This is a genomic window from Lelliottia sp. 489 (genome assembly GCF_050435885.1).
Lineage (GTDB): Bacteria > Pseudomonadota > Gammaproteobacteria > Enterobacterales > Enterobacteriaceae > Enterobacter > Enterobacter nimipressuralis.
In genome coordinates this window covers 1,269,154-1,291,559 of the sequence record NZ_JBNDLC010000001.1, presented here as the reverse complement: position 1 = coordinate 1,291,559, position 22,406 = coordinate 1,269,154, and the positions used below count along the sequence as shown (strand labels likewise).

The 22,406-nt window shown below is 56.9% G+C and carries 21 protein-coding genes and 1 riboswitch; of the genes, 11 read left to right on the top strand and 10 right to left on the bottom strand.

All coding sequences use genetic code 11. The features are described from left to right. Positions 1–97: 97 nt before the first annotated feature. A complete protein-coding gene (gene apbC / locus ABIE11_RS06380; protein ID WP_107703243.1) occupies positions 98–1,207 on the top strand; it encodes an iron-sulfur cluster carrier protein ApbC in 1,110 nt (369 codons plus the stop codon). Positions 1,208–1,297: 90 nt separating this feature from the next. Here the strand turns inward: apbC and ABIE11_RS06375 are convergent, their stop codons facing one another. From ABIE11_RS06375 to ABIE11_RS06350, 6 genes are all read right to left on the bottom strand, one after another. After that, positions 1,298–1,783, bottom strand: a complete 486-nt coding sequence (locus tag ABIE11_RS06375; protein WP_429184157.1) for a GNAT family N-acetyltransferase — start codon at positions 1,781–1,783, stop codon at positions 1,298–1,300. Further along, positions 1,728–2,060, bottom strand: coding sequence for an RcnB family protein (locus tag ABIE11_RS06370; RefSeq protein WP_100779559.1), 333 nt, complete (start codon positions 2,058–2,060; stop codon positions 1,728–1,730). Before ABIE11_RS06370 ends, ABIE11_RS06375 begins: the two co-directional genes overlap by 56 nt. 306 nt (positions 2,061–2,366) lie before the next feature. Then, on the bottom strand, positions 2,367–3,833 hold the full coding sequence (locus ABIE11_RS06365; RefSeq protein ID WP_429184156.1) for a pyridoxal phosphate-dependent decarboxylase family protein: 1,467 nt from the start codon (positions 3,831–3,833) through the stop codon (positions 2,367–2,369). A gap of 16 nt (positions 3,834–3,849) precedes the next feature. Then, positions 3,850–5,226, bottom strand: a complete 1,377-nt coding sequence (locus ABIE11_RS06360) for a diaminobutyrate--2-oxoglutarate transaminase (protein WP_102104115.1) — start codon at positions 5,224–5,226, stop codon at positions 3,850–3,852. Between the two features lie 263 nt (positions 5,227–5,489). Beyond that, on the bottom strand, positions 5,490–5,951 hold the full coding sequence (locus tag ABIE11_RS06355) for a hypothetical protein (protein ID WP_100779562.1): 462 nt from the start codon (positions 5,949–5,951) through the stop codon (positions 5,490–5,492). Between the two features lie 202 nt (positions 5,952–6,153). Then, positions 6,154–7,098, bottom strand: coding sequence for a YadA C-terminal domain-containing protein (locus ABIE11_RS06350; protein ID WP_429184155.1), 945 nt, complete (start codon positions 7,096–7,098; stop codon positions 6,154–6,156). 471 nt (positions 7,099–7,569) lie between these two features. Beyond that, positions 7,570–7,666: riboswitch (TPP riboswitch) on the top strand. A 36-nt stretch (positions 7,667–7,702) separates the two neighbouring features. On the opposite strand from ABIE11_RS06350, the gene thiM reads away from it, so the two are divergent. From thiM to ABIE11_RS06335, 3 genes are read left to right on the top strand one after another with little or no spacing between them, the layout of a single operon-like run. Beyond that, on the top strand, positions 7,703–8,473 hold the full coding sequence (gene thiM, locus ABIE11_RS06345) for a hydroxyethylthiazole kinase (protein WP_429184154.1): 771 nt from the start codon (positions 7,703–7,705) through the stop codon (positions 8,471–8,473). Then, positions 8,470–9,270, top strand: a complete 801-nt coding sequence (thiD, locus tag ABIE11_RS06340; protein ID WP_100779577.1) for a bifunctional hydroxymethylpyrimidine kinase/phosphomethylpyrimidine kinase — start codon at positions 8,470–8,472, stop codon at positions 9,268–9,270. Before thiM ends, thiD begins: the two co-directional genes overlap by 4 nt. Positions 9,271–9,319: 49 nt before the next feature. Continuing rightward, on the top strand, positions 9,320–10,066 hold the full coding sequence (locus ABIE11_RS06335; RefSeq protein ID WP_429184153.1) for a GntR family transcriptional regulator: 747 nt from the start codon (positions 9,320–9,322) through the stop codon (positions 10,064–10,066). Here the strand turns inward: ABIE11_RS06335 and ABIE11_RS06330 are convergent. The 3 genes from ABIE11_RS06330 to ABIE11_RS06320 are packed head-to-tail and all read right to left on the bottom strand — an operon-like array spanning position 10,040 to position 13,271. Further along, positions 10,040–10,996: a PfkB family carbohydrate kinase gene (locus ABIE11_RS06330; protein WP_429184152.1), complete on the bottom strand. Its 957-nt coding sequence runs from the start codon at positions 10,994–10,996 to the stop codon at positions 10,040–10,042. The two genes, ABIE11_RS06335 and ABIE11_RS06330, sit on opposite strands and share 27 nt — an antisense overlap. Further along, positions 10,993–11,997, bottom strand: a complete 1,005-nt coding sequence (locus ABIE11_RS06325) for an ADP-ribosylglycohydrolase family protein (RefSeq protein ID WP_429184151.1) — start codon at positions 11,995–11,997, stop codon at positions 10,993–10,995. Before ABIE11_RS06325 ends, ABIE11_RS06330 begins: the two co-directional genes overlap by 4 nt. After that, complete coding sequence (locus tag ABIE11_RS06320) at positions 11,994–13,271, bottom strand: nucleoside permease (RefSeq protein ID WP_100779581.1); 1,278 nt, start codon at positions 13,269–13,271, stop codon at positions 11,994–11,996. Before ABIE11_RS06320 ends, ABIE11_RS06325 begins: the two co-directional genes overlap by 4 nt. Positions 13,272–13,523: 252 nt before the next feature. Between ABIE11_RS06320 and fbaB the strand changes: the two genes are divergently transcribed. The 7 genes from fbaB (at position 13,524) to ABIE11_RS06285 (ending at position 21,244) form a co-directional block, all read left to right on the top strand. Next, positions 13,524–14,576: a class I fructose-bisphosphate aldolase gene (gene fbaB, locus ABIE11_RS06315; protein ID WP_123427334.1), complete on the top strand. Its 1,053-nt coding sequence runs from the start codon at positions 13,524–13,526 to the stop codon at positions 14,574–14,576. A 309-nt stretch (positions 14,577–14,885) separates the two neighbouring features. Further along, positions 14,886–16,040, top strand: a complete 1,155-nt coding sequence (locus ABIE11_RS06310) for a mandelate racemase family protein (protein ID WP_194512990.1) — start codon at positions 14,886–14,888, stop codon at positions 16,038–16,040. Between the two features lie 33 nt (positions 16,041–16,073). Beyond that, entirely contained in the window at positions 16,074–17,690 is a 1,617-nt protein-coding gene (locus ABIE11_RS06305) for an ABC transporter substrate-binding protein (RefSeq protein ID WP_100779584.1), read from the top strand. Further along, entirely contained in the window at positions 17,687–18,724 is a 1,038-nt protein-coding gene (locus ABIE11_RS06300) for an ABC transporter permease (protein ID WP_107703253.1), read from the top strand. Before ABIE11_RS06305 ends, ABIE11_RS06300 begins: the two co-directional genes overlap by 4 nt. Beyond that, on the top strand, positions 18,721–19,626 hold the full coding sequence (locus tag ABIE11_RS06295) for an ABC transporter permease (RefSeq protein ID WP_123427338.1): 906 nt from the start codon (positions 18,721–18,723) through the stop codon (positions 19,624–19,626). Before ABIE11_RS06300 ends, ABIE11_RS06295 begins: the two co-directional genes overlap by 4 nt. Continuing rightward, complete coding sequence (locus ABIE11_RS06290; protein ID WP_409255339.1) at positions 19,598–20,461, top strand: ABC transporter ATP-binding protein; 864 nt, start codon at positions 19,598–19,600, stop codon at positions 20,459–20,461. The genes ABIE11_RS06295 and ABIE11_RS06290 overlap by 29 nt, the downstream gene beginning before the upstream one ends. Positions 20,462–20,470: 9 nt before the next feature. Then, positions 20,471–21,244 (top strand): ABC transporter ATP-binding protein, encoded by a 774-nt coding sequence (locus ABIE11_RS06285; RefSeq protein WP_429184150.1) that lies wholly within the window; start codon positions 20,471–20,473, stop codon positions 21,242–21,244. Between the two features lie 87 nt (positions 21,245–21,331). Here ABIE11_RS06285 and yegS read toward each other — a convergent pair whose 3' ends face one another. Beyond that, the gene (gene yegS / locus ABIE11_RS06280) at positions 21,332–22,231 is read right to left on the bottom strand and encodes a lipid kinase YegS (protein ID WP_100779589.1); all 900 of its coding nucleotides are present in this window, start codon (positions 22,229–22,231) and stop codon (positions 21,332–21,334) included. Between the last annotated feature and the right edge of the window lie 175 nt (positions 22,232–22,406).

The window sequence follows — 22,406 nt, the reverse complement described above, 5'->3', positions numbered from 1 at the left end:
TAGTAACAAAAGGGCCATTATTAAGTAAGCACAAACCACGGCCTTTCAGGTAAACTTGTTCAACTAAGGTCTTATTCACAAGAACAAAGGAGTCGGGATGAGTTCTCAATCCCAGGCCAAATCACCGGAAGCCTTACGAGCAATGGTTGCCGGGACGCTGGCTAATTTTCAGCATCCAACCCTGAAGCACAATCTGACCACGCTAAAAGCGCTGCACCACGTGGCATGGCTGGATGACACGCTGCACGTTGAACTGCAGATGCCGTTTGTCTGGACCAGCGCCTTCGAAACCCTGAAAGAGCAGTGCAGTTCCGATCTGCTGCGTATTACCGGGGCGAAGGCGATTGACTGGAAGCTGACGCACACTATCGCCACGCTCAAACGCGTGAAAAATCAGCCGGGCATTAACGGCGTGAAGAATATTATTGCCATCAGCTCCGGCAAGGGTGGGGTGGGGAAATCCTCCACCGCCGTGAACCTTGCGCTGGCGCTGGCCGCAGAAGGGGCTAAAGTCGGAATTCTGGATGCCGATATTTACGGTCCGTCGATTCCCAATATGCTGGGTGCGGAAAACCAACGTCCAACCTCCCCAGACGGCACCCACATGGCGCCAATCATGGCCTACGGCCTGGCGACTAACTCCATTGGCTATCTGGTGACGGACGATAACGCGATGGTCTGGCGTGGCCCGATGGCCAGCAAGGCGCTGCTGCAGATGCTGCAGGAGACCATGTGGCCGGATCTCGATTACCTGGTGCTGGATATGCCGCCAGGCACGGGCGATATCCAGCTGACGCTGGCGCAAAATATCCCGGTGACGGGGGCGGTTGTGGTTACTACCCCGCAGGATATCGCGCTGATCGACGCCAAAAAAGGCATCGTGATGTTCGAGAAAGTGGACGTGCCGGTGCTCGGCGTGGTCGAGAACATGAGCGTGCATATTTGCAGCAACTGCGGTCATCACGAGCCGATTTTTGGCACCGGTGGCGCAGAGAAACTGGCGGCGCAGTATCACACTCAGCTGCTGGGGCAGATGCCGCTGCATATCACGCTGCGTGAAGATCTCGACCGTGGCAAGCCGACCGTGGTGGGCCGTCCGGAGAGTGAATTTGCGGGAATGTACCGCCAGCTGGCAGGGCGCGTGGCCGCGCAGCTGTACTGGCAGGGTGAAGTGATTCCGAGCGAGATCGCGTTCCGCGCAGTCTAAGCATTAGCCGTAATGGGCCGGGGGCACTCGCTTACCCGGCCTGCAACAGGCTGTTCCGTGAGCCTGCGCAAGCGCAGCGCCTGCGGGCAATTACCGCAAAACGTAATGCATCAGGTAATACTCTCCGTCCGGAGAATCTCCCGTCGCCTCAATATGCCAGCCGTGTCGCTGGTAAAATGCCACCGCACGTTCATTTCTGACCAGACACTTCAGCGAACCGGTGCTGGTGAATGTTTCCTGCACATGTTTGAGCAACAGGCTGCCAGCGCCCGCACGCTGATACTGCGGGTCAACAAACAGATTGTGCAGAAAATTATCGTTGCTCCAGACCGACGCAAACCCGACGCGATGGCCGTCTTGCATCGCCACCCAGATTTGCTCGTCACGCGTTGCCGCGTCGAAATCTTCTAGCTGCCAGTCGCTGCTGTCCAGCCACGGCCAGGCTTCACGCCGGGCGTGTAAGTAGAGGGTGCGCAGGAAAGGGCGATCGCTTTCCTGCCAGGCCCGGACGATGAGGGGATCAGCGGTGATAGAAGATATCTCCGTTGTAGGCTTTACGGATTTTACCGTCGGCATCACCAATCAGAACGTAGTTCTCACCCATGTAAGTCCAGTGTGTACCCGCGTCAGGCGCAGGGAGGTTACGCAGCTGGTACTGTTTAATGGTGTATTCAGGCGTTTGATACTGAGCTGGTGCGGTGTCGCCAATTTTGAATTTGGTGAAATCGGCAATGAACTCTTGTTCTTCGTATGCCTGGATACCAGAAGGGGCAGCGGCAGGCTGCGGCGCGGCGTATACGGCACCCGCCAGTGACATCAACACACCCAGAAGCAGCAATTTACTCTTAGCCATTTTTTCTCCAGTTAAACCGTTTTGCTGATACTTCAGCCCGCTGTGGCGTCACAGCGTGGCAAGCAGCCCATTTTAGGGGGCACAGTCCCACTTGTTTGAAAAAAAAATGTAACAAATCTGAACAGCTTTGCCCACGAATTCTTAACCACGTCGCTCAATGACGTATCGCATCTCAATATTCAGAGAAAATAACGAATTAGAGGTGTGCGAATTTATGGGTAAGCTGGTCGGGGAAAATCGCAGTGGCAAAGGAAAAAGCGGAATAGCAAAATTGTCCCCGCACCAGAGGGTGCGGGGAGCAAGGACTTACTTCGCCAGAATCTCGTACGCGGTGCGTTCAACCAGCGACAGCAGGACTTTCACGTCGTCCAGCGTCACCGTTGGGTTCAGCAGCGTCAGTTTCAGGCAAGTCACGCCGTTGTGCTCGGTCACGCCGACGTTTGCACGGCCAGAGTCGAGCAGGGCGTCACCAATTTTCTGGTTCAGCAGCGCGATATCCGCATCGTTCAGCGCCTGCTCAGGGTGGAAGCGGAACAGCACGCTCGCCAGCTGAGGCTGCATTACCAGCTCCAGCACCGCCTGATCTTTCACGTACGCGGCAACGTCCTGCGCCAGCGTCACACCGTGATCGATAATGGCCGCATATTGCTCCTGACCCAGTGCTTCCAGGCTCATCCACAGCTTCAGCGCGTCGAAACGGCGCGTAGTCTGCAGTGATTTGGAGACCAGATTCGGCACGCCCGCTTCTTCGTCAAACTCAGAGTTCAGGTAGGCCGCCTGGTAGCGCATCAGCTCGTAATGGCGCGCTTCTTTCAGCAGGAATGCGCCGCAGCTGATGGTCTGGAAGAACTGCTTGTGGAAGTCCAGGGTGATGGAATCCACCAGTTCGATGCCGTCCAGGTAGTCGCGATACTTATCGGACATCAGCAGTGCGCCGCCCCAGGCCGCATCCACGTGCACCCAAATCTGCTGCTCTGCGGCCATCTCTGCGATAGCGCGCAGCGGATCGATCGCACCCGCGTCGGTGGTCCCGGCGGTGGCAACGATCGCCAGAATCTGCTCACCGTTGGCATTGCACTGGGCAATTTTCGCCGCCAGATCGTTCAGATCCATGCGTGAGCACTCGTCGGTTTTCACCTGAATGACCGACTGGTAGCCCAGACCGAGCAGCGCCATGTTCTTCTGCACGGAGAAGTGCGCGTTTTCAGAACAGAGTACGCGGATCTTACGCAGATCACCGATCAGACCATCCTGCTGGATGGAGTGGCCCTGACGCGCGAAGAACGCGTCACGTGCCAGCATCAGGCCCATCAGATTGCTCTGGGTGCCACCGCTGGTGAACACGCCCGCATCCCCGGCCTGATAACCCACGCGGGTACGCAGCCAGTCGATCAGCTTCATCTCAATGATGGTTGCTGACGGGCTTTGATCCCAGGAGTCCATGCTCTGGTTGGTGGCGTTGATCAGCACTTCCGCCGCCTGGCTCACAACCAGGCTCGGGCAGTGCAGGTGCGCCACACACTGCGGGTGGTGAACCGACAGGCTGTCTTTCAGGAAGTACTCGACCGCGCGGGCAATCGCCGCTTCGTTGCCGAGGCCTTTCTGACCGAAGTTCAGGGAGATATTCTCGCGCAGCTCGGCGACGGTTTTCCCCTGATACATCTCAGACTGCTGCAGCCACTGCATCACCGCCTGAGAGCTTTGCTCGATGGCCTGCTGATAGGCCTCGATGCTTTGCGCCGACGACGACAGAATTGGGTTTGACTCAGACATCTTTTTCCTAACTCCGTTAGACCGGGCGAACGCCCGCAGCAAGCAGCGCCTGCTCGAATTTATCCAGGAAGACTTTCAGTTCCTGATCGCTAATCAGCAGGGATGGCAGCAGACGCAGAACCACGCCGTTACGACCACCGCGCTCCAGAATCAGGCCTGCTTCGAAGCATTTCTTCTGGATCAGGGCAGAGAGATCGCCGTCGCCTGGGAAACAGCCCATGTGATCTGCCGCTTCGTTCGGTTTCACGATCTCGATACCGATCATCAGGCCCAGACCGCGCACGTGGCCGATCACCGGATAACGCTGCTGCAGCTCAACCAGCTGGCCTTTCAGCCATTCGCCCTGAGCGGCCACTTTGTCAGCGATATTCTGATCTTTCAGAATTTTCAGCGTGGTCAGGCCGGTTGCCATCGCCAGCTGGTTGCCACGGAAGGTGCCGGTGTGATGACCTGGTGCCCAGGCATCAAACTGCTTTTTAATGCCGAGAACAGCCAGTGGCAGACCACCGCCGACAGCTTTAGACATCACGATGATGTCTGGCTCGATACCCGCGTGTTCGAAGGCAAACTGCTTGCCGGTACGGCAGAAGCCAGCCTGAACTTCGTCGAGGATCAGCAGAATGCCGTGTTCCTGAGTCACTTTACGAATGCGCTGCAGCCACTCAGCCGGAGCCGGGTTCACGCCGCCTTCGCCCTGAACCGCTTCCAGAATCACGGCTGCAGGTTTACGCACGCCGCTTTCGACGTCGTTGATCAGGTTATCAAAGTAGTAGGTCAGCGCTTTCACGCCCGCGTCACCGCCGATACCCAGCGGGCAGCGGTACTGGTGTGGGTAAGGCATGAACTGCACTTCTGGCATCATGTTATCGACCGCTTCTTTCGGCGACAGGTTACCTGTCACAGAGAGCGCGCCGTGGGTCATCCCGTGATAGCCGCCGGAGAAGCTGATAATGCTGCTGCGACCGGTGACTTTTTTCGCCAGTTTCAGCGCGGCTTCTACCGCATCGGCACCGGATGGGCCGGTGAACTGCAGGCAATATTCTTTGCCCTGGCCTGGCAGCAGGGAGAGCAGATACTCAGAGAACTCGTCTTTCAACGGTGTTGTCAGATCGAGGGTATGTAACGGCAAGCCGCTGGTAATGACATTTTGGATGCTTTTCAGCACATCAGGATGGTTATGGCCAAGCGCGAGGGTGCCAGCGCCGGCAAGACAGTCAAGGTATTCTTTATTATCTGCATCGGTAATCCACACGCCATCTGCTTTAGCGATCGCTAAAGGCAGTTTGCGAGGATAACTCCTGACGTTCGATTCAAACTCGGCCTGACGGGCCAGATAGGTTTCGTTGCTTTTGCGGGCATCTGCGGTGTCAATACGGACTTTATCCGTCATCATATCACTCCCACAACCGGGGCAGCCTTATGCGCCTCGATTGAATAAATAGTTAGTAAAGGATAGGGCGAGTAAAAAACGCGGCCAATATAGAGCCTTTTGGCGCGTGGCTCAATGGTTAATTTGTTTACTGTTTTGTTACAAAAGAGGGGGGTTAAAGAGCGTTCAATAACCCGATGTTTTTGATAACAAAAATCTGCCGCTTCGACGCGAAAAGCCCTCACCCCGCGCAATACAAAAAAGGCGGCACGTTAGCCGCCTTAACATTACTTCTGCGTGAACTGCAATAAGCCATGATCGCGGCCATGGGTTTTATTCCATGACGCATCGGTAATACCGTCTTCATCAAGGGTGATGGAGAGTACGTAACCCGCGCCTTTAATCTCATAACTATTCGCATTAAAACGCTTTATCGTCGCCTGCTTACCGTTGATTTTGGCGGTGAAAAAGCCGTTGCTGACGCTGGCTTTGATCCCGTTTGCCGTGAACGAGGCTTCACGCAGCGGGTCATGCACTTTGGCGCTCTGACCGTGCTGCACGGCGTTGGCGGCATTTTCAAGCGCCTGTTTTTCGGCCACGGCGTTCATCGTCGTGGTGCGGTTTTGCTCCGCTAAATAACAGGTATCGCGGCTGACGCCTTGCGCTTCACACTTCGCCATACGCTCAGCCGGAGAGGAACAGGCCGAAAGCGCAGAGACAGCAATGGCGACCATCATTAATTTCTTCATTTAATAACCTCTAACACATTGGATACAATTTAAAGATGAGATGAGATCGCGACAGGAGAAATAATCTCTGTACATCGTCCCGAGCCAAAATCCGGTCAGTATTAATAAAATATAAAGCACAGCTGAAAATATTATTATTTTTATCATGATGGCTATCATCAACAGGTACAAAATCACTCTTTAATAACGATGAGCAGATTTATCAGAAGCCAATTCCGATACCCGCGCCCATCGCGAAATCGTTGTTGGTAGAATCACTGACACCCGCTTTAATCACCGTTGCGTCGCCTGCATGGAATGATGCGCCCACGCTCAGCGCCTGCTCATTTTTGAATGTCCCGACGCCTGCGGAAAACATCACCTGCTGGCCCACCTGCACCTGAGGCATCGATGCAATAGCGATGGCAGATGCCGCCCCGCTGCGGGATTCTTTCTTGTTATCGTCCACTTCATCTTTCAGGTTTTTGAACTGACTATTGCTGGCGGACTGCTGTTGAGCAAACGACTGTTTCGCGTCTTGCAGGTCTTTCTCGACGCTCGCCGACTGCTGGGCAGCGGCACTCTGCAGATGGTTAATCTGCTGATTCACATCCTGTTTAGTCTGCTGAAGATCTTTATTCAGGCTGGCCGACTGCTGCGTGCTGGCGTTCTTCACCGTCGAAATCTGCTGATTCACATCCTGCTTAGTCTGCTGAAGATCTTTTTCAATATTGGTTGTTTGCTGCGTGGTGGTATTTGTTACCGTCGTAATCTGGTTAGTGATGTTCGTGTTTGTCTGCTGAAGCGCATTATCGATGTCGATTTTCTGCTGAGTGACCGCATTATTCGTATTATCAATTTGCGTGTTTAAATCTGTTCGCGTCTGCTGGAGATCATAGTTGACCACAAGTACCGCATCTTTAGTGCTATTCAGATCGTCATCTACACTACTGATACGCGTATTCAGTCCCTGAATTGCCTGTTCGCTATCGACTTTATTTTGGGTGATCTGGTCCTGATGCTCGTTCAGAAGATCAATAGCCCCCTGGTTAGCGGTTTCAACGGTATGTCCCCACGCTTGAGAATAATCTATTGGTGCAGCAAATACACTTCCGGCGCAGATCAGCGTCAACGTAAATACAGCGACAGGGGTTTTACGAGTAAGCATTAATTTCACGGTCTCAATCTCAACAATAAATGCAAAAATTCTTAGATATAACGCAGCTAAAAACCGACGCGAAAAATCGAGTCGAGTAAGTCTGCTCCAGAGGGTGTATTTCTTCGATGGTCACAATCTTATTAACTGGGCTGAACTATCGTCTAACTGACGCGCGTGAACTTTGACGCAGATCACGTGCAGTGCATATATCTAAGTTGCTGAAAGTAAACATTAATTTTGCATAAAGCGTTGTTTTTATTTGTATTGTTACCCTGGTTTGCGAGGTGGTAGTTCGAAGAGAAGCGGAGAGTTAAAAACATTAAATCTGAATAATCAAAGAGATTAAATGTATACACAGTAAATGAATGTTGAGGCTATTTTTTTAATATTTTTGGCCTGACGCGCGACAGAAATCGGCTCGCGAAGGCTTGCCTGAGGCGATGGCTTGCTCTACCCTGCTAAAATTACTGAACTGCTCAGTAAGTTGACTCGGGGTGCCCTTCTTTGTGAAGGCTGAGAAATACCCGTACCACCTGATCTGGATAATGCCAGCGTAGGGAAGTCAGATGCCCCTCACGGCTATCGCTTCTTGACGCAAGGCAGGAGCGAAACCATGCAGCCTGACCTGCTCGATTTACACGTCTTACACCACTTCCGTACCCGTTCTCCGCTTACTCACTGCATGACTAACGATGTAGTGCAGGCCTTTACCGCGAACGTTTTACTGGCCCTCGGGGCCTCTCCGGCGATGGTTATCGAAGCCGAAGAGGCGGAGCAGTTTGCCGGGATAGCCGATGCGCTGTTAATCAATGTCGGTACGCTCACCTCGCCGCGCGCGCAGGCCATGCGCCGGGCAATTGAACGTGCGGTTGCCGCAGGCAAGCCCTGGACGCTCGATCCGGTGGCGGTCGGTGCGCTGGCGTTTCGCACCCGCTTTTGCCAGCAAATTCTCACTCTGAAACCCGCCGCCATCCGTGGGAATGCCTCAGAAATCCTTGCCCTTGCCGGCATGAGCGCGGGTGGTCGCGGGGTAGACACCACCGATACCGCTGCCAGCGCGTTGTCCGCAGCCCAGGCACTGGCACGCCAGACCAACGCCATTGTTGCGGTCACGGGGGAGGTGGATTACGTCACCGACGGGCAGCGAACGAAAACCATCGCTGGCGGCGATCCGATGATGACACGCGTGGTCGGCACCGGCTGTGCCCTGTCGGCGGTGGTTGCGGCAAGCTGCTCGCTGCCGGGCGATCGGCTGGATAATGTGGCTGCCGCCTGTGGATGGATGAAGCGCGCGGGAGGCGTAGCCGCCGCACACAGCGCCGGGCCGGGCAGTTTTGCCAGCGCCTTTATCGACGCCCTCTGGAATCTGGAGGCGCAGGCATGAAACGCATCAACGCATTAACTATCGCAGGCACCGATCCGAGCGGCGGCGCGGGTATTCAGGCCGATCTCAAAACGTTCTCCGCTCTCGGGGCTTATGGCTGTTCGGTCATCACCGCGCTGGTGGCGCAAAATACCCGTGGCGTGCAGTCGGTCTATCGCATTGAGCCAGATTTTGTCGCGGCTCAGCTCGATTCCGTGTTCAGCGACGTACGCATTGATACCACCAAAATCGGCATGCTGGCCGAAACCGATATCGTTGAAGCGGTGGCCGAGCGGCTGAAGCGTTATCAGGTGCAAAACGTGGTGCTTGATACGGTGATGCTGGCAAAAAGCGGCGATCCGCTGCTTTCAACGTCTGCCGTTGAAACCCTGCGTAAAAAGCTGTTGCCGCAGGTTTCGCTCATCACGCCGAATCTGCCGGAAGCGGCGGCGCTGCTCGATGCGCCGCACGCCCGCAGCGAACAGGAGATGAAAGAGCAGGGCCGTGCATTACTGGCGCTGGGCTGTGAAGCGGTGCTGATGAAGGGCGGTCATCTGGACGATGCCGAAAGCCCGGACTGGCTCTTTACCCGCGACGGTGCGCAGCGATTTACCGCCCCGCGCGTCATCACCAAAAACACCCACGGCACCGGCTGCACCCTGTCGGCGGCACTGGCGGCGCTGCGCCCGCGCCATGAAAACTGGGCCGATACGGTGCAGGATGCCAAAGCCTGGCTCTCACTGGCGCTCGCCAAAGCCGATACTCTGGAAGTCGGTCACGGCATTGGCCCGGTTCACCATTTTCATGCATGGTGGTAAAGCGCTGAAGGAGTATACTGAATAAGGACTTTCTGCCAGGAAAACAGAGATGGAACAAGCGCATACCCGGTTAATTGCTCAACTGAATGAACGGTTTGCGGCGGTAGATAATACCCCGCTTTATCTGAGATTCGCCGAGACGGTAAAAAACGCCGTGCGCAGCGGAATGCTGGAGCATGGCAACATTTTGCCGGGCGAGCGCGATCTGAGCCAGTTGACCGGGGTGTCGCGCATTACCGTGCGCAAAGCGTTGCAGGCGCTGGAAGAGGAGGGCGTGGTGACGCGATCTCAGGGCTATGGCACGCAGATTAATAACATCTTTGAGTATTCCCTCAAGGAGGCGCGCGGGTTTTCTCAGCAGGTGGTCCTGCGCGGCAAAAAGCCTGACACTCTGTGGGTGAACAAACGGATCGTCAAATGCCCGGATGAAGTGGCGTCGGAGCTATCAATCGCACCGCAAAGCGATGTGTTTATGCTCAAACGCATTCGTTACGTCGACGACGACGCCGTGTCGATTGAAGAGTCCTGGGTGCCGGTTGGGCTGATCCACGACCCCGATGCCATCGGTATTTCTCTGTACGACTATTTCCGCAGCCAGAACATTTTCCCGCAGCGTACCCGCTCGCGCGTCAGCGCCCGGATGCCGGACAGCGAATTCCAGATGCACATCAAAATGGACGAAAAAATACCGGTGCTGGTGATCAAGCAAGTCGCGCTTGACCAGCAAGACCGGCCGATTGAGTACAGTATTAGCTACTGCCGTAGCGATTTATACGTCTTTGTGTGCGAGGAGTAGTTCCTCGCGCGTCGGCGCACAGTCGCCGCCGCGATGGCTGACTACCCACGCGGCTACCGCATTACCGAGTAATACCGCATCTGGCAGCGCCCAGCCCGCCGCCAGCCCGGCCAGCGTTCCACCTGCGTGGCTGTCGCCTGCACCAATGGTATCCACCACCGTGGCGGGAAATGCCGGAACATGCCCGGCATTTTCACCGTCGTAATACTCTGCGCCGTCTTTATCGTGCCGCACAATCAGCGGGCAGCCGTAATGCGCCTGCCACGCCTTGCCGAGCGCTTCCACGGGCACATCAAGACGCTCCGCCGCAATAACGGCTTCCTGGCGATTCAGCGACACAATCGGTTTGCATGCCATGATACGTGCCATCAATGCATCAGGAATATCTGCGATGCGTGGCCCAAAATCGATAAACGCCGTTACGTCTCTAAGCCCTTCCAGCCAGTGCGTCAGCAGGTCTCCGCACGGCGAGGCCAGCTGGTAGCCTGAGAGCGATACCAGGCTGTGAGGCGGCACCACAAGCGCGTCCAGCCAGCTCTGCTGCCACTGGTTTTCCACGCCGCTGAAAGACATAAATGTGCGCTCGCCGTCCGGCTCCACCAGCGCCAGGCACCAGCCGTTATCACCGCTTTCGGCTTCCACCGCGCTGTGCAGATCCTGCTTTGTCATGGCGTTACGAATGATATCGGCCCACACGCCGTGCCCGACCGGCAGCGCGTTTTGCGCCGTGATCCCGAGGCGTTTCAGGGCGATAGCGATGTTCAGCGCACAGCCGCCAATGTTCACGCCCTGCTGTTTTAATTCGATATCACACCCGCGCCAGGGCAGGGCGTAGGCATCGGCGATCACGTCGATGACCGCCGCACCCAGTACCGTTACCGGACGCTGGGCCGTTAAGGTTTCAAGCTGGTGAGAAAGTTTGGTTCTCATGCGCCCTCTCTTTCTTCCCGATAGTGCAGCAGATGCTCGCAGTAGTAGCCAAAGTCCAGCTGATTCACCGCATCCAGCTCGGCTTTCAGGGCCGGATCAATCGCCTGCACGCCGTGCAGCGCGCCGCAAATCGCGGTCGCCATCGCACCGATAGTGTCCGTATCCCCGCCGAGATTCGCGCATAAAATTGCGCAGCGGTTCGGGTCTGTCCCGGCCAATTCCACCATCGCAATCGCCGCCGGAACGGACTCAATGGTGCTGGTGCCTGCGCCGACGAGCTGGTAAATCTGCTCGCTGGCGGAGTCGATGCCGTTGGCCTCGCGCACGGTTTTAAGGGCCAGCTCCAGACGCGCAGCCAGAGAAGCGCTGAACGTGGTGGATCTGGACTCCTGGGCATAACGCGCGATGCCGGGCAGGGCGTCGACGATGTTCTGCCAGCTTTCCCCGTCAATGGCGCGGGAGATTGCCCAGGCGATCACTACCGCACCGGCAATCGCCAGATCCGATTTGTGCGTCGGACTTGAAGCGAGCGCCACCTGCTCAACAAAATGCTCAAGGCGAGTGGCCGGGAGCAGGCAGCCGAGCGGTGAGGCGCGCATCGCCGCGCCGTTGGTGACGCCATTATTTTCCAGCTCGCTCACCGGTTTACCGCTGCGGATGGCGTTCAGGGCAATTTTTGACGTTGGGCCGAGCACGTTCTTATTAAAAGCATCAAACTCTTCGGCCCACAGCAGGATATGCCTGCCGATGGCGTCGGGATCAATCTGCCCGTCGCATTCGATAATGGCATCCGCCAGGCTCAGGGCCATGGAGGTATCATCCGTAAACTCCGCCCGGCCAAAATAACAGGCGGCATTATTCTCTACCGGGCCGGGCAAAAAGCGGTCGATCCAGCCAAAATGGGCCTTCACGCGGCTTCTTGGCCACAGCTCTGACGGCATGCCCATCGCATCCCCCAACATCTGCCCGTACAGGGCACCGAGAATACGTTCTGCTTTCATTTTACTTCCCCTCGTGTCAGCGCAGTATCGGCATCATCCACCTCAATGGCGGTGATCTCTTTATCCGATTCGCGGAAAAACAGCATAAACAGCACGGCGATAACGGCGATCATAATGCCGCCGAACGCCCACATTCCGGCCCAGTTGAAGGTCAACCCGTTCACAGGCTCTTTATAGGCAAACATTTTTTCCATCATCACGCCGCCCAGACGGTAGCCCAGCAGGCTGCCAAAGCCCTGGCAGCAGAGTGTGATCAGCCCTTGCGCTGCGGTACGCATATGCACAGGCGCTTTTTTGTCCACGTAGATATACGCGGTGACGTAATAGAAGTCGTAGCTTACGCCGTGGAGCAAAATGCCCAGGAACAGCAGGGCATAGGTGAAGTACTGGTCTGCGCCACCGAAGACAAAGAAGCCGTAGCGGATGGCGGCGGTGATCAGGCCCAGCAGCAGGACCTTTTTAATACCAAAGCGCTTGGTGAAGAAAGGCAGCGCCAGCATAAAGAAGATTTCAGAGAACTGGCCTAGGGTCATCCAGCCGGTGGCGTTTTTCATGCCTACTTCCGTGAGATAACCGTTCGCAAAGATGTAGTAGAACGCCAGCGGCATCGCGAACAGGAACGAGCAGAAGAAGAACACGAGGAAGTTTTTATCGCGCAGTAAAATGAGCGCATCCAGCCCCAGCATCACTTTGATATCCAGCTTGCCGGTGCTCTTCGGCGGTGTATTCGGCAGGAACAGGGCAAACACACCCAGTAGCGCAGAGCTGGCCGCCGTCATCAGCAGGGGAATATTGGTGTCAGAAATATCGTTGTAGCCGAGCATTTGCGGCAGGAATCCGCAGGCCAGGCCCGAGGCGATCCAGCCAATCGTCCCCATCACGCGGATGCGCGGAAAATCGGCCTCCACGTCGTCGACGTTCGCAAAGGCAATGCTGTTGGTCAGGGCGATGGTCGGCATGTAGGTCAGAGAGTAGAGCAGCAGCAACGGGAAGAAGGCGCTGAACTGCGTTTGCTGAGCGGCAAAGTACATCAGAATTGCCCCGGCAAACATCAGCACCGCCAGCACTTTTTGCGCGGCAAAGAAGCGGTCTGTCAGCGAGCCAACGAGGATCGGCGAGAGGATCGCGGCGATAGCGGTACAGGCATACGACCAGCCAATTTCCCCGGCGGTAAAGCCGCTTTTACTCAGCCACAGCCACAGCGGCACAAACCACGCGCCCCAGATAAACCATTCAACAAACATCATGAATGACAGTTGGACTTTCGTTTTCATTGTTTAATCCTGCATGTCAGAGAGGGTACGCCTTTAACATACCACTCAATAATACCTTTTAAATACCTTTGCGGTGAATGTTTGATCAATGTAACAGTTTTGTTGTACACGAAACGAGCCAGCAGATTGTGCTGAAAAAAATGACTCAGGCTGGAAAATAGGCTAAGACGGGTCCAGGCTTAGTCTGCTCACAAAAATGTGGGTATGGATATCACGCTCCGACACGATGTCGGAACTTACGGGAGCATCGCTATGACTGATATTGCGCAGCTGCTTGGCAAAGACGCCGACAGCCTTTTACAGCATCGTTGTATGACTATTCCAGCCGATCAGCTCTACCTGCCGGGCCACGACTACGTTGATCGGGTGATGATTGATAACAATCGCCCGCCTGCGGTTCTGCGAAACATGCAGACGCTTTACAACACCGGGCGCCTCGCCGGAACAGGCTATCTGTCCATTCTGCCCGTTGATCAGGGCGTCGAGCACTCTGCGGGAGCGTCTTTTGCCGCCAATCCGCTCTATTTTGATCCGAAGAATATTGTTGAGCTGGCGATTGAAGCCGGCTGTAACTGCGTGGCGTCAACTTACGGCGTGCTGGCCTCCGTGTCGCGCCGCTACGCGCACCGCATTCCCTTCCTCGTAAAACTGAACCATAACGAAACCCTGAGCTACCCAACCGAATACGACCAGACACTGTACGCCAGCGTCGAGCAGGCGTTTAACATGGGCGCGGTGGCGGTAGGGGCGACGATTTACTTCGGCTCCGAACAGTCCCGTCGTCAGATTGAGGAGATCTCTGCGGCGTTCGAGCGTGCCCACGAGCTGGGGATGGTCACGGTGCTGTGGGCCTATCTGCGTAACAACGCCTTTAAGAAAGATGGCGTGGATTACCACGTTTCTGCGGATCTCACCGGCCAGGCGAACCATCTGGCGGCGACCATTGGCGCGGATATCGTGAAGCAGAAAATGGCCGAAAATAACGGCGGCTATAAGGCGGTAAACTTTGGTTACACCGACGACCGTGTCTACAGCAAACTGACCAGCGAGAACCCGATTGATCTGGTGCGCTACCAGCTCGCCAACTGCTACATGGGCCGCGCGGGGCTGATTAACTCCGGCGGTGCGGCAGGCGGCGAAACGGATCTGACCGATGCGGTGCGCACGGCGGTGATCAATAAACGCGCGGGCGGTATGGGCCTGATTCTGGGCCGTAAGGCGTTTAAAAAATCGATGACCGAAGGCGTTAAGCTGATCAACGCGGTGCAGGACGTGTATCTGGATACCAAAGTCACTATCGCGTAGGTTTACTGCAATCCCTTCTCCGAACGGAGAGGGGATTTATCAGAGCCGCTAATTTCCCTCTCATTTCTATGGGAAAAGAGATAACCCAAAACCCCGTTTCATTTCAGCCAAACCCTTATCCCGATCAACTTCACATTTCCCCTCTCTTTTGTGAAAACTGTCACTCCTCACCGTGCATATGCCCAATAAATGGTCGATGCTTAGCGGAATTTGTCTAAGGCAGCGGACGAATTTTGCGCTTAAAGTTACTTTCGAAACAGCTTTTCAAATTACGAAGTCGCTGAACCTCTGTTGTTTTAAGGACTGATAATGAAAATTGAATCTGTAAACGTCACCGTCTTCCAGTACCCGACGCGCCGGGTCTCCGACAGCGCCGGGCACTCGCACCCTGGCCCGGAAAGTATGGCCAAAATGGCGATGCTCTCGATCACGGCAGACGATGGCACCAAAGGGTACTCTTTCGCGCCGCCGGAAGTGGTGCGCCCCTTTGTGGTCAATACCTTCTTTCGCAAAGTGCTGGTCGGCCAGGATGCGTTCAATCGCGAGAAAATCTGGCAGGAGCTGGCGCACTGGCAGCGTGGAAGCGCGCACCAGCTCACCGAGCGCGCGCTTGGGTTCGTCGAGCAGGCGCTGTGGGATCTGATTGGCCGCAAACTGAATATGCCGGTCTGGAAACTGCTTGGCGGCTATCGCGATAAAGTTCCGGCCTACGGCAGTACCATGTGTGGCGACGATCTGCCAGGCGGCCTGTCGACGCCGGATGAGTACGCGAGCTTCGCTGAAACCCTGGTGGCGCGCGGATACAAAGCCATCAAACTTCACACCTGGATGCCGCCCGTCTCGTTTGCGCCGAACCCGAAAATGGACGTCAAAGCCTGCGCCGCCGTGCGTGAAGCGGTCGGGCCGGATATCGATCTGATGATCGACGGCTATCACTGGTACAGCCGTACTGAAGCGTTGTACATCGGCAAAGAACTGGAAAAACTCAACTTCGCCTGGTTCGAAGAGCCGATGGAAGAGGAGAGCATGGCCTCCTACGCCTGGCTTGCGGAAAACCTGTCGATCCCGATTATCGGCCCGGAAAGCCTGGGCGGAAAACACCACAGCCGCGCCGACTGGGTGAAAGCGGGGGCGTGCGACATTCTGCGCGCGGGCGCTAACGGCGTGGGCGGGATCTCACCGACGCTGAAAGTGGCGAACCTTGCGGAGTCCTTCGGCATGGACTGTGAAATACACGGTAACGGCGCGGCAAGCCTCGCGGTGATTGGCGCCATTAAAAACTGCCGCTGGTATGAGCGCGGCCTGCTGCACCCGTTCCTTGATTACGACCAACCGGCGGCGTATCTCCACAGCCTGGTCGACCCGATGGATGAACATGGCATGGTCAGCCTGCCGAATCGCCCTGGACTCGGCGAAGACATTAATTTTGCGTATATCGAAGCCAATATCGTCAGCCACGACTGACACATAAAAACGTACCCTACAGGCGATATATACATGAAACAAACTCCGCTGTGCAGAGCGTGTGTACTCGCGCTCTCGCTGATGATGGGGAGCGGTGCGGCGTACGCGAAAACGCCGCCCGACCAGCTCATCATCGGCATGAACATGAACAACCTGCTGACCCTCGACCCGGCGGCGATGACCGGCAACGAAGTGGTTGGCATCGTGGTGAATCTCTACGATTCGCTGGTGGAGCTGGATCCGAACGAACTCACACACGTCAGGCCCGCGCTGGCGAAATCCTGGGATATTGCGCCAGACGGCAAAACCCTGACTTTCCATCTGCGCGATAACGTCAAATTCCACTCGGGCAACCCGCTCACGGCGCAGGATGTGGTGTGGTCGATGCGCCGTCTGCTGCACCTCAATCTGGCGCAGGCGTCCGTCTGGAAATCCTACGGCTTTTCGAAGAAAAACATCGACCAGCAAATCCGCGCGACCGACGACTACACCGTGCAGATCGTGCTGCCTAAGCCTAACGATCCGCAGCTGGTGATTTACTCTCTCGGGGCGCTCGGCAATCTGGGCGTGCTCGACAGCAAAACGGTGCAGTCCCATGAGGTGAATAACGACTGGGGTAACCGCTGGCTGACCACCAACGAGGCCGGTTCTGGCCCGTTTATGCTGGAAACCTGGCAGGCGAAAGATGTGCTGCGCATGCAGCGCAACCCGCACTACTGGCGCGATGAACCGAAAATGAACCGCGTCGTGCTGCGCCACTTCCAGGAATCACAAACCCTGCGCCTGATGATTGAGAAAGGCGATCTGGATATTGCCAGTAACATGGCGGTATCGGATATCAACGCCCTGCGCAAAGACCCCCAGCTTACGGTTGAAGCCGTGCAGAAGGGGACGGTCTATTACGTGGCGATGAGCATGAAAGAGGCGCACTTCGCCAACCCGAAAGTGCGCGAAGCGGTGCGCTATCTGATTGATTATCAGGGCATCAACAAAGCCCTGATGCCGGGCTACGGTGTGCTGCATCAGCGCCCAATCAAAGCCGGTATGCCGTCGACGCTCCCTGATCCGGGCTACCGGCTGGATATTCCGCGCGCCAAAAAGCTGCTGGCAGAGGCGGGCTATCCGGAGGGTTTCGACACCACCCTGCGCGTGCTGGCGGATCAGCCGTTCCTCAATATTGCCATCGCGGTGCAGTCGACGCTGATGCAGGCGGGAATCAACGCCAAAATCATCACCGGTACCGGCAATCAGATCTACGGCGCCATGCGCGAGCGTAAGTTCGACATGCTGGTCGGGCGCGGCGGGAGCGGCGTCGAACCGCACCCGCACTCCAGCCTGCGTGCGCTGGTCTATAACCCGGACAACAGTGACGAAGCGCGGCTCACCAACTTCCAGGGCTGGCGCACCAGTTTCTACGACAAGCCGCTGAACGAGATGATCGACAAAGCGCTGCTGGAGCGCGATCCGCAGAAGCAAGTGGCGGATTATCAGCAAATCCAGGTGCGCTACGACGAACTCATTCCGGCGATGGTCCCGCTGTCGCAGATGGTGGATTCCGTTGTCGTGCGTAATGAAGTGAAAAACTTCCAGTCGCACCCGTCGGCCACCACTTTCCTGCGTGAAGTCTACAAAACCGGAGGTGAAAAATGAGCGTCGCGATCCTCTCTCCCGGCTCCCGGACCCGCCGTTTCTCAAAGCGACTGACGCAGGTGCTGGTGACGCTGTTTGGCCTGCTGCTGCTGACGTTCTTTATTGGCCGCGTGATGCCGGTCGATCCGGTGCTGGCGATTGTCGGCCCGGATGCCGACCACAGCACCTATCAGCAGGTGTATCACCAGTTGGGTTTTGACCAGTCGTTGCTGACGCAGTTTGGCATCTATCTGAACAACCTGCTGCACGGCGATCTGGGTAACGCGCTGCTGACGGGTAAACCGGTCACAGACGATATTCTGCGCGTCTTCCCGGCAACGCTGGAGCTGGCGACGATGGCGATTATCGTCGGCGCGGGGTTAGGCATTCCGCTTGGCGTGCTGGCGGCGGCGCGTCGCAACAGTCTTTCCGATTACGTGGTGCGCATTATCAGCCTTGCGGGCTACTCCACGCCGATCTTTTGGGTCGGGATGATGGGGCTGCTGCTGTTCTACGCCTGGCTCGGCTGGGTGGGCGGCGCGGGACGGCTCGATTTAGGGCTGGACGGTATTGTGCCGCGTCGGACCGGGCTTATGACCATCGATGCGCTGCTGGCCGGAAACAGCGCCGTGTTCTGGAATGCGATCAACCACCTGGTCCTGCCCGCGTCGTTACTGGGCTTCCATTCGCTGGCCTATATCAGCCGCATGACGCGCAGCTTTATGCTGGCGCAGCTCTCCCAGGAGTTCATCATCACCGCGCGGGTGAAAGGCTTAACCGAGCGTCAGGTGATCTGGAATCACGCGTTTCGCAATATCCTCGTGCAGCTGTTAACCGTCGTGGCGCTGGCCTATGGCTCGCTGCTGGAAGGGGCGGTGCTGATTGAAACCGTCTTCTCCTGGCCGGGCTTTGGCTCCTATCTCACCGGCAGCCTGCTGCTCGGCGACATGAATGCGGTGATGGGCTGTGTGCTGCTGGTGGGGCTGATCTTCGTGATGCTCAACCTGCTCTCCGACATGCTGTATCAACTCTTCGACCCGAGGACGAAATCATGACCGTTTCTCTGGATTCGCCGCTGGGGGCGCGCAACAGCGAAAGCCGCCAGCGTATTAAACGCACCCTGAACCGGGCGGGCGGTTTTGTCGGCAAAATGGCGCGCAATCCGCTGACCGCCATCGGCGGCGGAATTGTTCTGCTACTGCTGATCGTGGCCGCCTTTGCGCCGCTGATTGCGCCCTACAACCCGCTGGTGCAGGACCTCAACAATGCGCTGGTCGCGCCGAATGCGCAGCACTGGTTCGGCACCGACGAGTTTGGCCGCGATATTTTCAGCCGCCTGGTGTACGGCTCGCGCATCACGCTCTATATCGTGCTGCTGGTGTCGGTCACCGTCGGGCCGCTCGGTTTGCTGCTGGGCGTCACCGCCGGGTATTTCGGTGGCAAAGTGGATGCGGTGCTGATGCGGGTGACGGATATCTTTATCTCGTTCCCGAGCCTGGTGCTGGCGCTGGCGTTCGTGGCGGCGCTCGGTCCGGGGCTGGAGCACGTGGTGATTGCCATTACGCTTACCGCCTGGCCGCCGATAGCGCGCCTGGCGCGTGCGGAAACGCTCTCTCTGCGTCAGGCCGATTTTATCTCGGCGGTACGCCTGCAGGGCGCGTCCCCCGTCCGCGTGCTGTGGCGTCATATCGTGCCGCTGTGTCTGCCGTCGGTGATTATCCGTATCACCATGAACATGGCGGGGATCATCCTGACCGCTGCCGGTCTGGGCTTCCTCGGCCTGGGCGCGCAGCCGCCGGAGCCGGAGTGGGGCGCGATGATCTCCAGCGGGCGCACTTACATGATGGAGTGCTGGTGGGTAGTGACTATTCCGGGGCTGGCGATTCTGATCAACAGCCTGGCGTTCAACTTCTTAGGAGATGGCCTACGTGACATCCTCGATCCTCGCAGCGAATAACGCTCCACTGCTCGATGTGCGCGATCTGCACGTCGATTTTATCAACGGCGGCGCGGTGACCCATGCCGTGCGCGGCGTCTCCTTCCAGCTAGGACGCGAAAAGCTGGCGATTGTCGGTGAGTCCGGCTCCGGGAAATCCACCGTCGGGCGCGCGCTATTACGCCTGCACCCGGCAAAAGCGCGGATCAGCGCAACCAGGATGCAGTTTGGTGATGTCGATCTGCGCAGCGTCAGCGAAGCGCAAATGCGCGGCATTCGCGGCAAGCGCATCTCAATGATCATGCAGGACCCGAAATACTCTCTCAATCCGGTCGTCTGCGTGGGCGATCAGATTGCTGAAGCCTGGCTGTCGCACCATCCTGGGCGCAAAGCCGAGGCCAAAGCCAAAGTGCTGGAGATGCTCGACGTGGTGCGCATTCGCCAGCCGGAGCGGGTCTATCACCTCTATCCACATGAAATTTCCGGCGGCCAAGGGCAACGCATCATGATCGCCATGATGCTGATCACCGATCCCGAGCTTGTGATCGCCGATGAACCGACCTCCGCACTGGACGTCTCTGTGCGTTTGCAGGTGCTGGGATTGCTGGACGATCTGGTGAAATCCCGCGGACTGGGGCTAATTTTTATCAGCCACGATATCAACCTGGTGCGCAGTTTCTGTGACCGGGTGCTGGTGATGTACGCCGGTCGGGTGGTGGAATCCATCGCCGCCTGCGATCTGCACAAAGCGCAGCATCCTTATACCCAGGGGTTAATCAGTGCCCTGCCGGAACTTAACCACCGCCGTCCGGTGCTGCCGGTATTGCAGCGTCAGGCCAGCTGGCTTACGGAGTAAGGAGCCGAGATGATCGAGATTAACAACCTCAACCTGGCCTTTGGCGAGGGTGAAAAGCGCAATCAGGTGCTGAGCGATGTGAATATTCACGTCGGCGAAGGGGAAATTTACGGGCTGGTGGGGGAGTCGGGTTCCGGCAAAACCACGGTGCTGAAATGTCTGGCCGGGCTGTTCACCCACTGGGACGGCGAACTTGCCATCGCCGGGAAACCGCTGGGGCGAAAGATTAACGCTGAGCGATGCCGTCGCGTGCAGATGGTCTTTCAGGACCCGTACGGATCGCTGCATCCGCGTCATACTATTGGCGATATTCTGGAAGAGCCGCTGCAAATCCACGGCATTCAGGATCGCGACCGGCGTATCCACGGTTTGCTGGATAAAGTGGGGCTGAACCAGGCGTTTCGCGATCGCTATCCGCATCAGCTGTCCGGTGGGCAGCGTCAGCGCGTGGCCATCGCCAGAGCACTGATTCTGGAGCCGCAGGTGTTGCTGCTGGATGAACCGACATCGGCGCTGGACGTGTCAGTGCAGGCGGAGATCCTGAATTTACTGGCGGAACTCCAGCGCGAATCGAATCTCACCTATTTAATGGTGACGCACGATCTGGGCGTGATTGCGCACCTGTGCCAGAAAGTGGCGGTGATGCAGTACGGCAAGATCCTGGAGACCCTGAGCGTGGATGAACTGGTCGCCGGAAACGCCAAAACCGACTATACGCGGATGCTGGTCAATGCCAGCCAGCAGTACAGCCGGGAGATGGCGCGCGAGGTGGCGGCGTATTGAGTGGCGTGGGTGCCGGGTGGTAGCTGCGCCTTTGCGGGCCTACGGGTGTGCAGGCTCGTGCAAGGAAAGCGCCGCCTGGCAAAACAGTCACCGCAGAAGCGCACAATCCGGCGGCAAACGGCACTCCAGCGCACCGGGAAGCAGGGAAATACGGAAATGCTCCCCGCTGAGCGGCTCGCCGTCGAGATTAAAGGTCATGCCGTGTGGGGCGATAATTTCAAACCACGCGGACTGTCCGTCGAGCACATTCGGGCTCTCTTCCGGGCGGGTCAGTGTGGTGAACAGGGCAGGCAGCATGCCATCGCTGGTAAAGATACGCAGCTGTAACAGCCCATCGTTGATCAACGCGTCCGGACACAGCTGCTGTCCGCCGCCCGCCTGACGCCCGTTTCCGATACCGATCACCAGCGCATCGCCCTGCCAGTGGAAGTTTTCTCCGTTAATTTCGCAGCGATCGGGCTTGAGCATATCCATGCGCATCAGACCGTGAATCAGATACGACACACCGCCAAGGGCGGCTTTCAGTTTTTCCGGCGTTTCGCTGGTAATGCGCGTACCAAATCCGCCCGTCGCCATATTGATAAAACAGGTTTTATCATTCACCTGGGCAATATCCACCGCTGCCGGTTTCCCGACAATAGCCAGCTGGAGCGCCTTGTCCAGCGTCTCCGGAATGCCTGCGCTGGTGGCGAAATCATTGGCGGTACCGAGCGGTAAAATGCCCATTACCGGGCGCTGAGCACTATCGTGTTCAATCAGCGCCGTCGCGACTTCGTTAATGGTGCCATCGCCGCCCCCGGCGATCACCGTCGCCACCCCAAGCCGACAGGCTTCGTCGATATACCGCGCGGCATCGCCTTTTTCCCAGGTCACACGAACGTGAATGTTCGCGCCAGTATCACGCAGGTCGGCAATCGCCTGGCGCAGAAGGTCGTTGCCTGCACTTTTGCCGTTGAGGATCAATAAACTATCCGGATATGTCGCCATTCAGCGTTGCTCCCTTTTTTAGCACTAACAAGAGTGTATCCCAGCGAGGGAAAAAGCGGGTAAGAACAGGATGAAAGGGCAAAAAATAAGCCTGCGTAAGGGAGATTACGCAGGCTAAGGAGGTGGTTCCTGGTACAGCTAGCATTTATGGGTTATGTTTTTCAGCGCAGGGGAT